10 protein-coding genes are annotated in these 12,633 nt (G+C 64.9%); 3 read left to right on the forward strand and 7 right to left on the reverse strand.

Going from position 1 to position 12,633, the window contains the following annotated elements:
• Nucleotides 1-203: 203 nt before the first annotated feature.
• From ACVZTU_RS13740 to ACVZTU_RS13770, 7 genes are all read right to left on the reverse strand, one after another.
• Nucleotides 204-1,205, reverse strand: coding sequence for a TatD family hydrolase (locus tag ACVZTU_RS13740; protein WP_139468382.1), 1,002 nt, complete (start codon nt 1,203-1,205; stop codon nt 204-206).
• The gene (gene metG / locus ACVZTU_RS13745; RefSeq protein ID WP_482400597.1) at nt 1,205-2,920 is read right to left on the reverse strand and encodes a methionine--tRNA ligase; all 1,716 of its coding nucleotides are present in this window, start codon (nt 2,918-2,920) and stop codon (nt 1,205-1,207) included. Before metG ends, ACVZTU_RS13740 begins: the two co-directional genes overlap by 1 nt.
• 176 nt (nt 2,921-3,096) lie before the next feature.
• A complete protein-coding gene (locus ACVZTU_RS13750) occupies nt 3,097-4,161 on the reverse strand; it encodes a hypothetical protein (protein WP_482400598.1) in 1,065 nt (354 codons plus the stop codon).
• A 300-nt stretch (nt 4,162-4,461) separates the two neighbouring features.
• Nucleotides 4,462-5,334 carry a 16S rRNA (cytidine(1402)-2'-O)-methyltransferase gene (gene rsmI, locus ACVZTU_RS13755; RefSeq protein WP_219729093.1) on the reverse strand — a complete coding sequence of 291 codons (873 nt, stop codon included), beginning with the start codon at nt 5,332-5,334 and terminating at the stop codon, nt 4,462-4,464.
• Between the two features lie 167 nt (nt 5,335-5,501).
• Entirely contained in the window at nt 5,502-5,936 is a 435-nt protein-coding gene (locus ACVZTU_RS13760; RefSeq protein ID WP_139908742.1) for a DUF4190 domain-containing protein, read from the reverse strand.
• Between the two features lie 192 nt (nt 5,937-6,128).
• Entirely contained in the window at nt 6,129-6,584 is a 456-nt protein-coding gene (locus ACVZTU_RS13765) for a DUF4190 domain-containing protein (RefSeq protein WP_139908743.1), read from the reverse strand.
• 364 nt (nt 6,585-6,948) lie between these two features.
• A complete protein-coding gene (locus ACVZTU_RS13770) occupies nt 6,949-7,629 on the reverse strand; it encodes a DUF4190 domain-containing protein (protein WP_482400599.1) in 681 nt (226 codons plus the stop codon).
• 314 nt (nt 7,630-7,943) lie between these two features.
• Between ACVZTU_RS13770 and ACVZTU_RS13775 the strand changes: the two genes are divergently transcribed.
• From ACVZTU_RS13775 to ACVZTU_RS13785, 3 genes are all read left to right on the forward strand, one after another.
• Nucleotides 7,944-9,827, forward strand: a complete 1,884-nt coding sequence (locus ACVZTU_RS13775; RefSeq protein WP_482400600.1) for a dolichyl-phosphate-mannose--protein mannosyltransferase — start codon at nt 7,944-7,946, stop codon at nt 9,825-9,827.
• Nucleotides 9,828-10,257: 430 nt separating this feature from the next.
• The gene (locus ACVZTU_RS13780) at nt 10,258-11,712 is read left to right on the forward strand and encodes an acylneuraminate cytidylyltransferase (RefSeq protein ID WP_248283932.1); all 1,455 of its coding nucleotides are present in this window, start codon (nt 10,258-10,260) and stop codon (nt 11,710-11,712) included.
• Nucleotides 11,709-12,596 carry an N-acetylneuraminate synthase family protein gene (locus tag ACVZTU_RS13785; protein ID WP_139908744.1) on the forward strand — a complete coding sequence of 296 codons (888 nt, stop codon included), beginning with the start codon at nt 11,709-11,711 and terminating at the stop codon, nt 12,594-12,596. The genes ACVZTU_RS13780 and ACVZTU_RS13785 overlap by 4 nt, the downstream gene beginning before the upstream one ends.
• Nucleotides 12,597-12,633 lie beyond the last annotated feature (37 nt).

Consider the following 12,633-nt stretch of genomic DNA (forward strand, 5'->3'; position numbering starts at 1 on the left):
CAGAGTTTATCGACCTGTTCACTGTAACCGATTCGTTACACGGTTCGCAAAATATCACGGAAATGTAACGGTGTGAGTTTCCTGAGGGCGTGTCTGACCTGGAGTTCCCCGTGTTTCCGGGGCATTCCCGATCGTGACATTCCCCCGCCGAGGCGGCGCTGCGTCCCGTTATCTCGCTCACAGAACGAAGGGCTGAGCCCGGCTCAGTCCCAGCTGCCGAGGGCCCGCTCCGCGTTGTTCCACACGGCCGCGCACAGATCCTCTTCGCTCATCCCGCGCACCTCGGCGAGTTTCCGCGCCGTGACCGCCGTGAGGTATGGACCTCCCGGCTTACCGCGATGCGGGTGCGGGGTGAGGAAGGGTGCGTCGGTCTCCGTCAGCAGGAGCTCCAGTGGAGCGGCCGCCGCGGCCCGCCGCAGCTCGTCGGCGTTCTTGAACGTGAGGTTGCCGGCGAAGGACATGTAATAGCCTTCGGCCGCACATTCGCGGGCCATCGCCTCGTCGCCGGAGTAGCAGTGGAAGATCGTGACCTCGGGAGCGCCTTCCTCCTTGAGGATGCGCAGCACATCGGCGTGTGCCTCCCGATCGTGGATCTGCAGTGCACGTCCGGTGCGCTTGGCGATCTCGATATGAGCTCGGAAGGAGCGCTGCTGTTCGGCAACTCCCTCTTCTGCCGTGCGGAAGTAGTCGAGACCGGTCTCCCCCACCACGCGCATGCGCTCATGCGAGCTCACGAGCGATTCGATCTCGGTGAGAGCGTCATCGAGCAGGCCGCGCTCGGCCAGCCGCGGGGCTTCGTTCGGGTGGAGGGCGGCCCCGCCGATCATCCACGTCCGTCCCTCGGCAGGAGGGCCGGGCACAGTACGGGGGTCGGCCGCCTCGGCGAGGGATCCCACCTCCGTGGCCGCCTCGGCGGGGGTGCCTGAATACTGGGAAGCCACGAGCGCAGTCGTCCACCGGGCTGCCGGAAGGTCGCAGCCGATCTGGACGATGCGACGGACTCCCGCCTCGGAGGCGGTGTCATGGAAGAAATCCAGCGACGGGAACTCTTCGTCCGCGTTCGGGGTCACCTCGGGTTCGGGTTCACCAGCACCCAGCGGCAGCCGCACACCCGTGCAGATGTCGAGGTGAGTGTGGGAGTCGACGATGGGATGAGCGAGCGGTTCGGGCACCGGTGGATAGGTTCCGGCGGCGCGCGAGGCCATTATTCGGTCTCCTCCACGAACTTCGGGAACACGGGTTCGGGCTTCGGCAGGGGCGTGCCCGGTTCGATCGGGAACCCGACGGCCGCGAACGACCGGGGATCCGCCTCGGCGGCGGCGATGCCGTCGGCAGCGGCCTCGGCGACATTCGGCGCCAGGGCGGCCGAAGCGTATGCCGCACCGGCGGCGACGCCGATGGCCGCGCTCGCGGATACGGCTCCCATCGCCTCGGCGCCGGACCCGGAATCGACGGCGGTCGGCAGGACCTTCGCACCGGCCTCACCGACGCCGGCGGGCACACCGAGGAGGTCGAGGATCTTGCCCGCGGAATCGGGCATGACCGGCTGGATGAGGATGGAGATGATGCGCACGACCTCGATCGTCACCCACAGCACGGTGGCCATACGATCGGGATCGGTCTTCTTCAGTTTCCACGGCTCCTGCGCGGAGAAATAGCGGTTGGCCTCGGACAGCACCTTCCAGCAGGCCTCGACATAGAGGTGGAGGGCCTGGGTGTCGACGTGGCGTCGGGCGGTGTCGGGCACGGCCCGGGCGAGGGCGAGGAGTTTCTCGTCCGCCTCGGTGAGCTCACCCGGCTGCGGCACCTGGGCGTCGCAGTTCTTCTGGATCATCGACAGCGAACGCTGGGCGAGGTTGCCGTACTCGTTGGCGAGGTCGGAGTTCTTCCGTGTGATGATCGAGTCCTTCGTATACGAGCCGTCGTGGCCGTAGGAGAACTCGCGGAAGAGGAAGAAGCGCAGGGTGTCCAGGCCGAAGGCATCGACGAGGTCGAGGGGGTCGACGACGTTGCCGACGGACTTCGACATCTTCTCACCGGAGTTGAAGAGGAAGCCGTGGGCGTGGACCCGCTTGGGCAGTTCGATGCCGGCGCTCATGAGGAACGCGGGCCAGTAGACCGAGTGGAAGCGGATGATGTCCTTGCCGATGATGTGGACGTCGGCGGGCCACCACTTGCTGAGGCGCTCCTGGTCATCGGGATAGCCGGCGGCGGTGAGGTAGTTCGTCAGTGCGTCGATCCACACGTACATCACGTGCTTGTCGTTGCCCGGCACCGGCACACCCCAGTCGAAGGTGGTGCGGGAGATGGAGAGGTCCTTGAGCCCGGATGCGACGAACGAGGCGATCTCGTTACGGCGGGAGTCGGGACCGATGAACTCGGGGTGGTTCTTGTACAGCTCGAGCAGCTTGTCCTGGTACTTCGAGAGGCGGAAGAAGTAGGACTCCTCTTCCGTCCAGGTCACCTCGGTGCGGGTCTCCTTGGACAGGCGCACGCCGTCGACGACTTCGGTCTCGTCATCGGTGTAGAAGGCCTCGTCGCGCACGGAGTACCAGCCGGAGTACGTGTCGAGGTAGATGTCGCCGGCCTCTTCGAGCTTGCGCCAGATGGCTTGCGAGGCGGCGTAGTGGTCTTCGTCGGTGGTTCGGATGAACCGGTCGAAGGTCGAGCCGAGGGCGAGCTGGGTGTCGCGGAAGTTCTTCGCGTTGTCGTCAGCGAGTTCTTTGGGGGTGATGCCGAGCTTGTTCGCCGCCTGCAGCATCTTCAGTCCGTGCTCGTCCGTGCCGGTGCAGAAGAAGACATCGTGATTGTCCAGTCGCTTGAACCGGGCGATCGTGTCGGCCGCAATGTACTCATAGGCATGCCCGATGTGAATGGCCCCGTTGGGGTAGGCAATCGCTGTCGTCAAGTAGTAACCCATAGGGAACTCAGTCTAAGGGACACCGCCGCGCAGGCGCGCATGGGCTGGTGCTGGTGGACCCAAGCGAGTTTTTGCCGAGGATTCGCGAATAGCCCAATTTGCGGTGAGTAGCCCACGTTTGAAGATGGGCGGCTCACCTCGGACTGGGCTGAAACAGTTCGCACCTGGACACCAGCTCACAGAACCAGCGGTTTCCCACATCGACGACGTAGTTCAGGTGCCTGTAAGAAGAGCTTCTGTCCGAAGGTCTTCGGGTCCAGAACTTCATTGAATTTGAAGCGCACGATCTTATAGCCCATCGCCAGCAGACGATTGTGCTGTCGGCTCTCCTTGTTCATGACGTCGAAGCCGCCATCAACGTACTTCTGCGTCCCATCGACGTAGAGTGCGACTCTATCGTCACGGAACAGGAAGTCGAGTCTCGTGAGAAGTCGGCTGCCATCGGCAATATTCACCTGCTGCACGAAGTCGTGCAGACCCAGAAGATGCAGATTGAAGGCGGCTCTGCTCTCCGCATAGCTTTCGGACAACGGTGATGCGAGTGAGACCAGTCTCGCGGCCACCTTTGCGCCCCGTGCCAGGCGGTCAATGGGCGCTGCGAACAGAGCTGCGACTGCGCCCGGAACCTCGTCCAGCAGATGTGCCGGATACCCGAGCCTGAAGATCAGATCCTCGTCGTCGCCGAGAAGATGCCATCTGACCACCTGCTCCATCGCGGCAAACGCCGCAGCGCTGCCGAGTTCGGCCCGCAGATCCAAGGCAGTTCGAGCCGGAGTAGTGACGCGAAGCCCTTCCGCCTGGCAGACGTCATCAGCTGCGATTGTTCTGCGTCGCCTGATCAGCTCGGGTGACTTGGTGCTTGATATGGGGTGGAACACCGACACTGGTTCGTCCGGCTCATCGAACATACCGATTCTGTGCAGCCGGGCCGCCGAGACCCCGAACACGATGTCTCCTGCGCGGTAGTGGGGATAGTGGAGGACTTGCAGACGCTTCAGATTCGCCTCGTATCTGCGTTGCTGGGACCGCTCTTTGTCGCGTCCTTCCTCGTGATACGTCATCCAAGCCGAGTCCGTGGCGAAGGGAGAGAGGTATCGGTGGGCACGGACTTCACAACGTCTGACGACTGTATAGACTCCACGAGAGAGCTTTCGCAGACAGCAGCCCAAAGCGCTGCGGATGTCTGCCGTTGAGGCTCCAGCATTGCGAAGGTCCGTGAAATACACGACGTTGTTCTTCATGCCGGCACACTGCAGAAATCCGCGTTGATTCAGCAATGCTCAAACCTGTTGCTGTGGAATCAACTCCGGGGTCCACATGGCGACAGCGTCTCAGTAAGGAGTCAATCAACAAGCCTCAGCGCTCGAGTCGAGTCGTCGACCGGCTTCACAGCGGATCGTGCCTTTCGCACCAGGCTCGCTTGGGGAGTATCTCAACCGCGCTGATGGCCCAGTTTGAGGTAGATAGCCCACCTCCCGACATGGGCCATCCACCCAAAACTGGGCTACTGACTATCCACAGCCCACTGCGCACGAGTCGTGTCACTCGCGGTGGAGCCAGGCCTCGTAGACGTCGCGCTTGGACAGGCCGAACTTCTTCGCCACCTGCCCGGCCGCGTCCTTGGCACGCGAACCGGAGTCGACCAGTGCGCTGACCTCGCCGAGGTGGTCCTCCGGAGCCGTTTCGACCTCGGTGGCACCGGCGAGCACGAGGGTCAGTTCCCCTCGCAGACCCTCGGCGGCCTGATCGCGCAGTGAACCGACGGTTCCGCGCAGAGTCTCCTCGTAGGTCTTAGTCAGCTCGCGGCTGATGGCCATGGGCCGGTCGACGCCGATGATCTCGGCGAAGTCGTCCATCGCATCGGCGATGCGGTGTGGGCTTTCGAAGAAGACCATCGTGCGCTTCTCGGCCTTGAGTTCGGTCAGCAGGGTCTTGCGCTGCCCGGACTTGCGCGGCAGGAACCCTTCGAAGCTGAACCGGTCGCTCGGCAGTCCCGAGACCGCGAGCGCCATGAGCACCGCGGACGGCCCCGGTGTCGACGTGATCGGAAGTCCCGCCTCGGCGCAGGCCTTGACCACACGGTAGCCGGGGTCGGAGACGGCGGGCATCCCCGCGTCGGAGAGCAGAACAACGGTCTCACCAGCGGCGATGATATCGACGAGTTCGGGAGCGCGGTGGCCCTCGTTGTGGTCGAAGACGCTGATGACACGCTTCGTGTGCGTGAGGTTGAGTCGCTGCGCGAGCGACAGGAACCGCCGCGTGTCCTCGGCGGCGATGACATCGGCAGTTTCGATGGCCTCCCGCATCCGCGGGCTCGCATCGCCGAGGTTGCCGATCGGAGTCCCGACCAGGATCAGTCGACCGCCGGTGAGGTTCGGACCGATACGTGGCCCCGCGTCATCGGTCAGGTCGATGTCGTCGGACGGCACCGCCTCGGTGGGGCTGTCGTCGGCTCTGTGGCCGGCCGCCTCGGTGGAGTTGTCGTCGGCTCCGTGGACGGCCGCCTCGGTGGAGTTGTCGTCGTCACCGATTCCACGATCCGCATCGACGCCCTGGTCGGAGGACGCGAAGGAGTCTGAACTCAACTGGTCGAACCCGCGCCGACCATTGCCGCGCCGAAGATGAGGACGAATACCCCGACGTAGAGGACCCAGAAGAGGATCCAGAGGATGGTGCCGATGTAGCCGACCCACAGGGCCGCGATGGCCATACCGTCGCCGCGTTCTCCGCGTTCGCGGATCTGCTTGCGGGCGATGTGGCCCATGATGATGCCGGCGATGCCGCCGATGAAGACGGACGAGATGACGCCGAAGATCGAGGCGCACATGCCGACGATGGCCAGCACGTTCGTCGGTGGCAGCTGCTGGTACACGTAGCCGGGTCCGCCGGCGTACTGCGCATTGGCCGCGTAGGCGCTGTTCTGACTGTACGACTGGGCACCGTACGAGCCGCCCGCGTTCGATTGGGGCTGCTGATAGTACATGTCCGGGTTGTTCCAGTTGTTCTGGCTGCTCATAGCGAAGTCTCCTTGTGGTTGCCTTCAACGGTACAGAGTCGTCGGTGGCGGCAAAAGGCGGGGCGGTTACAGGTCAATCACAGTTGGCGGGGTGGGCACCTTGCGATGTGATGCCGGGGCGGGCGCGTGTGTCGGACGTTGAGGCCGTGCGCCAGGTCGTTTGCCGGGGTGGGCTTCCCGGAATCCCGAGCCTCAGCTGACGGTTGCGTTTCCAGCGGCGATCGAGGCGCCGATGACGAGCGCGATGACGCCGAAGTAGAACAGCCAGAACACGACCCAGAAGAGCACGCTCAGGTAGCTCAGCCACAGTCCAGCCACGGCCATTCCGTTGCCGCGCTCTCCGCGGGCCTTGATCTGCGAACGGGCGATGTGTCCGAAGATGATGCCGACGAAGCCGAGGAAGAAAAACGATGAGATGAACGAGATGAGGCCGAGCACCAGCGCGACGATCGACGAGGAATTCGTCGGCGCCACCTGCTGGTAGACGACGACCGGTGCTCGGTTTCCGTACGTCACGGGGGCCTGGACCAGGGCATGAGGGTGGGCCAGAGTATGAACCGGTGCGGGCGTGTGGACTGCGACGGGGGCGTGGACCGAACCCTTCGATCCGGTGTAGGTGTTCCCGAGAGGCAGTACGCGAGTGTTCATGTCCGTTCCGTTCCGCTGGCTGTCGTTGATCTTTGAATCTGCTCGGGGCCGTCCTCGACGGGTGTCCCGATATCTGTCATCAACGCTACCTACGTGCAGCGAGCGCGGCGGCCGAATCGTGTTGCAGTCCTGCACCACAGGTTGCAGGTTCCCCTCGCCGAGGCGGCCCGACCGTCCCGTACCCGCGTGGCCTTGGGGCGCACGCAACGCTGCGGGCAGGCGTTTTCAGGGTCGTGCAGAGCGGCCCGACCGTACGAATCGAGCGTGACCTCGGCACCCGTCCGAAGTCATCCGGAGCAGCGCCGAGGTCACGCGGGGCGGCGCCGAAGTCACCCCGGGCAGCGCCGAGGTCACGCGGGGCTGCTCAGTAGCTGCTCATCATGCCCAAGAAGCCGATGCCCAGGATGCCGATCATGACGACTGCCATGATGAGTCCCAGGGCGATGGTCACGTAGCCGATGATGAGTCCGGCGATCGCCTGTCCGCGGCCTTCTTCGCCTGTGCGCTTGATCTGGCCGAGGCCGATGTGGCCGAAGATGACGGCGAGCACCGGTGCGATCCACAGGAACATCGCGATGATGCTGAAGATGATGCCGATGACCGGGATCATCGACAGCAGGCCGCAGACGAATCCGCCGCCGATACCGGCGATGCCCATCCACATCGACCACACGGCCATCTTGTTGGGTGCGGGCCGGACGAAGACCGGCTGCGCGCCGTAGGTCATCGGCTGGCTGTACGCGCCCGACTGGCTGTAGGCATCGTAGGCGTTCGGCTGGCTGTACGCACCTGGCTGGCTGTATCCGCCTGACTGTCCGTACGCGTTCTGCTGACCGTAGGCGCCGGACTGTCCATAGGAGTTCTGCTGCCCATACGGCTGTCCCTGCGAATACTGTCCCGCACCGGACCCATACTGTCCGGCACCGGATCCGTACTGGCCCGACTGTCCCTGACCGTACTGCGGCTGGGACCCATAGTTGTTGTTGAACTGCTGCGAGCCGACCTGGGGAGGGTCGCTCGGGCGGTAGTTGGGGTTGTTCGACACGTTGTGCACCATTCGCTCTGACTCCGGCTGTCTCCCACTACTCTAGTGATGCACGGTGGCGAATGCCCAAGAATCCTGCTCAAGGTGCCGAACCTCATGCCGGTCTCCCCCTCCCGACCTACGCCAGCCACACCCGGCACGCCCTCACTCCCCCACCTCGTCGGCCCCACCCGGCACACCCTCACTCCCCGACCTACGCCCGCCCGACACTCCCCTTCGACCCCACCTCGTCGGCCCGATCGCTCCCAATGCCCCGCCCTTCCCTGCGGGTCGCATGAGAGCCCTGCCCGCCGAGATCTCTAAACTGGACTCCGATGACACACACCGCAGACTCCCCGGCACCCACCAGGCGCATCGCCCGCGAGCGCCTGGCGAGGAAACGCGAAAAGGTGCGTTCCGGCGCCGCTGCGATGCGCCGCGAAACCTTCCACGCCGGCATGTGGGCCACCCGAGCACCGCTGTGGATGTGGCCGGCCCTGCTCGTCATCACCGGAATCGGTGCGACCCTGCGACTCTTCCGCCTCGACTTCCCACACCGCCTGATCTTCGACGAGACCTACTACGTCAAGGACGGCTATTCGGTCTTCAACTTCGGCTACGAACGCTCCTGGCCCGAGAACGCCGACGATTCCTTCAACGCCGGCGATCCCAGCGTCATCGAGCCCACCCCCGAATACGTCGTCCACCCGCCGCTGGGCAAATGGCTCATCGGGTGGGGCATCGACCTCTTCGGCGCCGACGATTCGTTCGGCTGGCGCTTCACCGTGGCGATCATCGGCACCCTGACGATCTTCCTCCTCGGCGTCATCGCCTGGACGCTCTTCCGCTCGGCGTTCTTCGCCTGCGTCGCCGCCGGCCTGCTCGCCGTCGACGGCGAGCACTTCGTCCACTCCCGCACGAGCCTGCTCGACATCGTGCTCATGGCCTTCGTCCTCCTCGCCTTCTTCTTCATCCTCCTCGACCGCGAGCAGGTGACGAAGCGTCTGGCCGCTTGGACCCAGCGCACCGCGGAGATCGACAGCTCCGTTCCGTCCCGCACACTGCAGAATCCAGAACCCCTCGCCGAGGCGGCCGCTTCCTCCTCATCCGACCCCGAGGAGGTCCCCCGAACCTTCCCGACCGAACTCAGCGAGTCGATCATCTCCACCGCCTCACTCCCCGAGGCGGCCCCGCCCACCGCGGAAGCCCGACGTCGGCATCGGACGAAGTCCAGGGACGTGATCAACTTCGGGCCCCGCCTCGGCGCGCGTCCGTGGATCTTCGCTGCGGGGATCAGTCTCGGCCTGGCTACGGGGGTGAAATGGTCGGGTCTGTATGCGCTGGCGGCGTTCGGGATTCTGCTCGTCCTGTGGGATGTGCATTCGCGGTATCGGGCCGGGGTCGTGCATCCGTGGCTGGGCATGTTCATCCGCGACAGCATTCCCTCGTTCTTCAAGCTCGTGCCGATCGCGCTCGTGACCTATGTGGCGTGCTGGACCGGGTGGATCCGTTCGGATGACGCGTGGGACCGACAGTGGGCAGCGGAGAATTTCGGCTGGTGGCGTGCGTTGCCGGAGTGGTTGGATTGGCTGCCGTCGCTGGCGCACTATCACTACACGGCGTACTCGTTCCATGTCGGGCTGGACTCGGAGCATCCGTACATGTCGAACCCGTGGGGTTGGATCGTGCAGTGGCGGCCGACGTCGTTCTACTACGAGTCCTACGACCGGGGCGATATGGGGTGCACGGTCGCGAAGTGCTCCTCGGCGATCACCTCGGTGGGCAACCCTGTGATCTGGGGCTTGGCCGCTTTGGCTGTGCTCGTCTGCCTCAACGTGTGGATCATCCGCCGGGACGTCCGCCCCGCCGTCATCCTCGCCGGGCTGGCAGCGACCTGGCTGCCATGGTTCGCTTACCAGGAGCGGACGATCTTCACCTTCTACACCATCGTCATGGTGCCCTTCGTCGTGCTGGCCGTGACGTACTGTCTGACCCTCGTCTGGGGTCGGGTTCCGGTTCGTGGGCTAGCGTCGCCAGGGCCGTCGACGAAGCAGCGTTTCACGCGGATCTCCGCGGCGCTGTTCGCCAGGCGACTGAGCGTCGGGCTCATCCTCGTCGCAGCGATCCTCGCCTTCGCCTACTTCTGGCCCGTCTACACCGGTGAGGTCATCCCGTTCTCGGCCTGGAACAACCGCATGTGGAACATCACCTGGCGCTGATCGGCTGACGTTGGCGTGCACCCACGCACCGCACTGGCTCCGTCGAATCACCCCACCGGCCGCTTCGGGCCGCGCGTCATCGACTTTTGTCCCATTCGTCATCGACTTTTGATCAGATACTCATGTTCGAACCGGATTATTCGTCCAAAAGTCGATGAACCGATTCACGGGCCTACCCAAGAGTCGATGAGGCTCCCACCGGCTCTGCCCACTCAGCACCCACCGCGCGCGGGCACAGGGGCCGGCTTGAACGTCGCCGCACGGCCCCGCCCGCGGCCCACCGGCACATCCGTCACGGGTTCGCCATCGAAGGGTCGCCTCGGCGACATGGCGTGTTCACCTTGAGGTAACACCCCGTCGTTAGCGTCGAATCATTGTGAATGACCAATCGACGACCTACGAGCCCAACGCAACCGAGTTTCAGTCGGAAATGAAGCCGGATGCGCGCACCACCGTGGCCGCGAACCAGGCGGCAGAAAGCACCACCGCATCAACCAGCACCACCTCCCCCACTCCCCACCGCACCGTCGCGATCATCCCCGCGCGCGGAGGATCCAAGGGCATCCCGCTGAAGAACCTGCAGAAGGTCGCCGGAATCTCCCTGCTTGCCCGCGCCATCAATGCCGCCCAGGCCAGCCCCAGCATCGACCGCGTGATCGTCTCGACCGACCACGACGGAATCGCAGCCGAAGCCCTGCGCGCCGGCGCCGAGGTGGCCCACCGCCCCGCCGAGATAGCCGGCGACACCGCCACCAGCGAATCCGCTCTCATCCACACACTGTCGACCCTCGATGAGGACTTCGACATCACCGTGTTCATGCAGTGCACCTCCCCCTTCATCGACTCCGCCTCGATCGAGAACGCGGTGCGCACGGTCCGTGACGACGACGCCGATGTCGTCTTCTCCGCCGTTGAAGACCATTCCTTCCTGTGGCGCCTCGACGACGACACCCAGGCCGTGGCCGTCGGGCACGAAGCCAGCTTCCGGCCGCGCCGCCAGGACCGCGCCAAGCACTTCAACGAAACCGGCGCGTTCTACGTCATGCGCACCTCCGGCCTCATCGAGCACGAGCACCGCTTCTTCGGCCGCATCGGCATCGAAGAGGTCCCGCCCGAGCACGCCCGCGAGATCGACGACATGTCCGACCTCACCCTCGTCCGCGCCATCGCCTCGACGCAGGAGACCGCGCAGGTCATCGACGTCGACGCCCTCGTCACCGACTTCGACGGCGTCCACACCGACGACGGCGCCTACGTCGACGAGGACGGAAACGAACAGGTCCGCGTCCACCGCGGCGACGGCATGGGCATCTCCCGACTCGTGAAGTCCGGCGTGCCCGTGATGATCCTGTCGAAGGAACGCAACCCCGTCGTCACCCGCCGTGCGGAGAAGCTGCGCGTCGACGTTGCCCAGGGCATCGACAACAAGGCCAGCATCCTCGACGCATGGATCACCGCCAACGACCTCGACCCGGCCCGCGTCGCCTACGTCGGCAACGACATCAACGACCTCGAGGCCTTCGACGTCGTCGGCTGGCCCATCGCCGTCGCCGACGCCCACCCGCGCGTCCTCGCCGCCGCCCGCGTCATCCTCGATCGGCCAGGCGGACGGGGTGCGGTGCGTGAGGTCTGCGACCTCATTCCCATCCCCGCCGAGGCGGCCGAACCCCTGCCGAATCCGACCCTGACCTCACTGCGGTCGCCCACCGGACACCCATCGACCTTGGCAGGGCACCAGTCAGGACGCCCGGCCGGCCACCAGTCGGCGGCCCTGTCCGGCCACGCGTCCGCCTTCCCCGACCAGCAACCATCCGTCCCGCGGCACCAGCCGCAGTTCACCAACCGCGCGGAGATTTCGCGTGCCAACCGAAAGCAGGTTTCATGACTGATCAACTCGCCCCCGTGGCCATCGGAGAGCACCTCGTCGGCCCGAACCAGCCCGTGTACATGATCGGTGAGATCGGCATCAACCACAACGGCGACGTCGACATCGCCAAGCAGCTCATGGATGTCGCCGTCACCGCCGGTGCGCAGGCAGTGAAGTTCCAGAAGCGCAACCCCGAGGTGGCCGTTCCCGAACACCAGAAGTCGAAGATGCGCTCGACCCCGTGGGGCGAGATGACCTACATCGACTACAAGCACCGCGTCGAGTTCGGCATCGACGAATACTCCGAGATCGACCGCTACGCCAAGGAAGTCGGACTCCAGTGGTTCGCGTCCCCATGGGACACCGACTCCGTCGACTTCCTCGAGAACGAATTCGATGCGCTCACCTACAAGGTGGCCTCGGCCTCGCTGACGGACTTCGAGCTGCTGCGCGCGATCGCCGCCACCGGCAAGCCCGTCCTGTGCTCCTCGGGCATGTCCGATTGGGAGACTCTGGACAAGGCTGTCGAGGTCTTCGACCGCGACAAGCTCGTGCTCATGCACGCCACCTCGACCTACCCGCTGCCGCCCGAAGAGGTCAACCTCAAGGCCATCCCGGCCATGCGCGAACGCTACGGTGTTCCCGTCGGCTACTCCGGCCACGAGCTCGGCCTCGAGATCTCGTTCGCCGCAGCCGCACTGGGTGCTGTGACCATCGAACGCCACATCACCCTCGACTCCTCCATGTGGGGCTCCGACCAGTCCGCATCGATGGAACCGCGCGAATTCGCCTCCCTCGTCAAGGGCGTCCGCGTCCTCGAAACCGCGTTCGGCGACGGAGTCAAGCGCGTCATGCCGGGCGAGGAATCGAAGATCGATTCCCTGCGCAAGGTCACGGCCTGAGCAATCAGCTGAGCCACCTCGGCGAGGATTTTCTGCG

The organism is Brevibacterium sp. OS20, assembly GCF_056837565.1.

What these genes read in the sequence shown, in the direction of transcription:
- metG (WP_482400597.1), bottom strand. Translation starts at nt 2,920, where the DNA reads ATGGGTTACTACTTGACGACAGCGATTGCCTACCCCAACGGGGCCATT.
- ACVZTU_RS13780 (WP_248283932.1), top strand. Translation starts at nt 10,258, where the DNA reads ATGAAGCCGGATGCGCGCACCACCGTGGCCGCGAACCAGGCGGCAGAA.
- ACVZTU_RS13765 (WP_139908743.1), bottom strand. Translation starts at nt 6,584, where the DNA reads ATGAACACTCGCGTACTGCCTCTCGGGAACACCTACACCGGATCGAAG.
- ACVZTU_RS13785 (WP_139908744.1), top strand. Translation starts at nt 11,709, where the DNA reads ATGACTGATCAACTCGCCCCCGTGGCCATCGGAGAGCACCTCGTCGGC.
- ACVZTU_RS13775 (WP_482400600.1), top strand. Translation starts at nt 7,944, where the DNA reads ATGACACACACCGCAGACTCCCCGGCACCCACCAGGCGCATCGCCCGC.
- ACVZTU_RS13750 (WP_482400598.1), bottom strand. Translation starts at nt 4,161, where the DNA reads ATGAAGAACAACGTCGTGTATTTCACGGACCTTCGCAATGCTGGAGCC.
- ACVZTU_RS13760 (WP_139908742.1), bottom strand. Translation starts at nt 5,936, where the DNA reads ATGAGCAGCCAGAACAACTGGAACAACCCGGACATGTACTATCAGCAG.
- ACVZTU_RS13740 (WP_139468382.1), bottom strand. Translation starts at nt 1,205, where the DNA reads ATGGCCTCGCGCGCCGCCGGAACCTATCCACCGGTGCCCGAACCGCTC.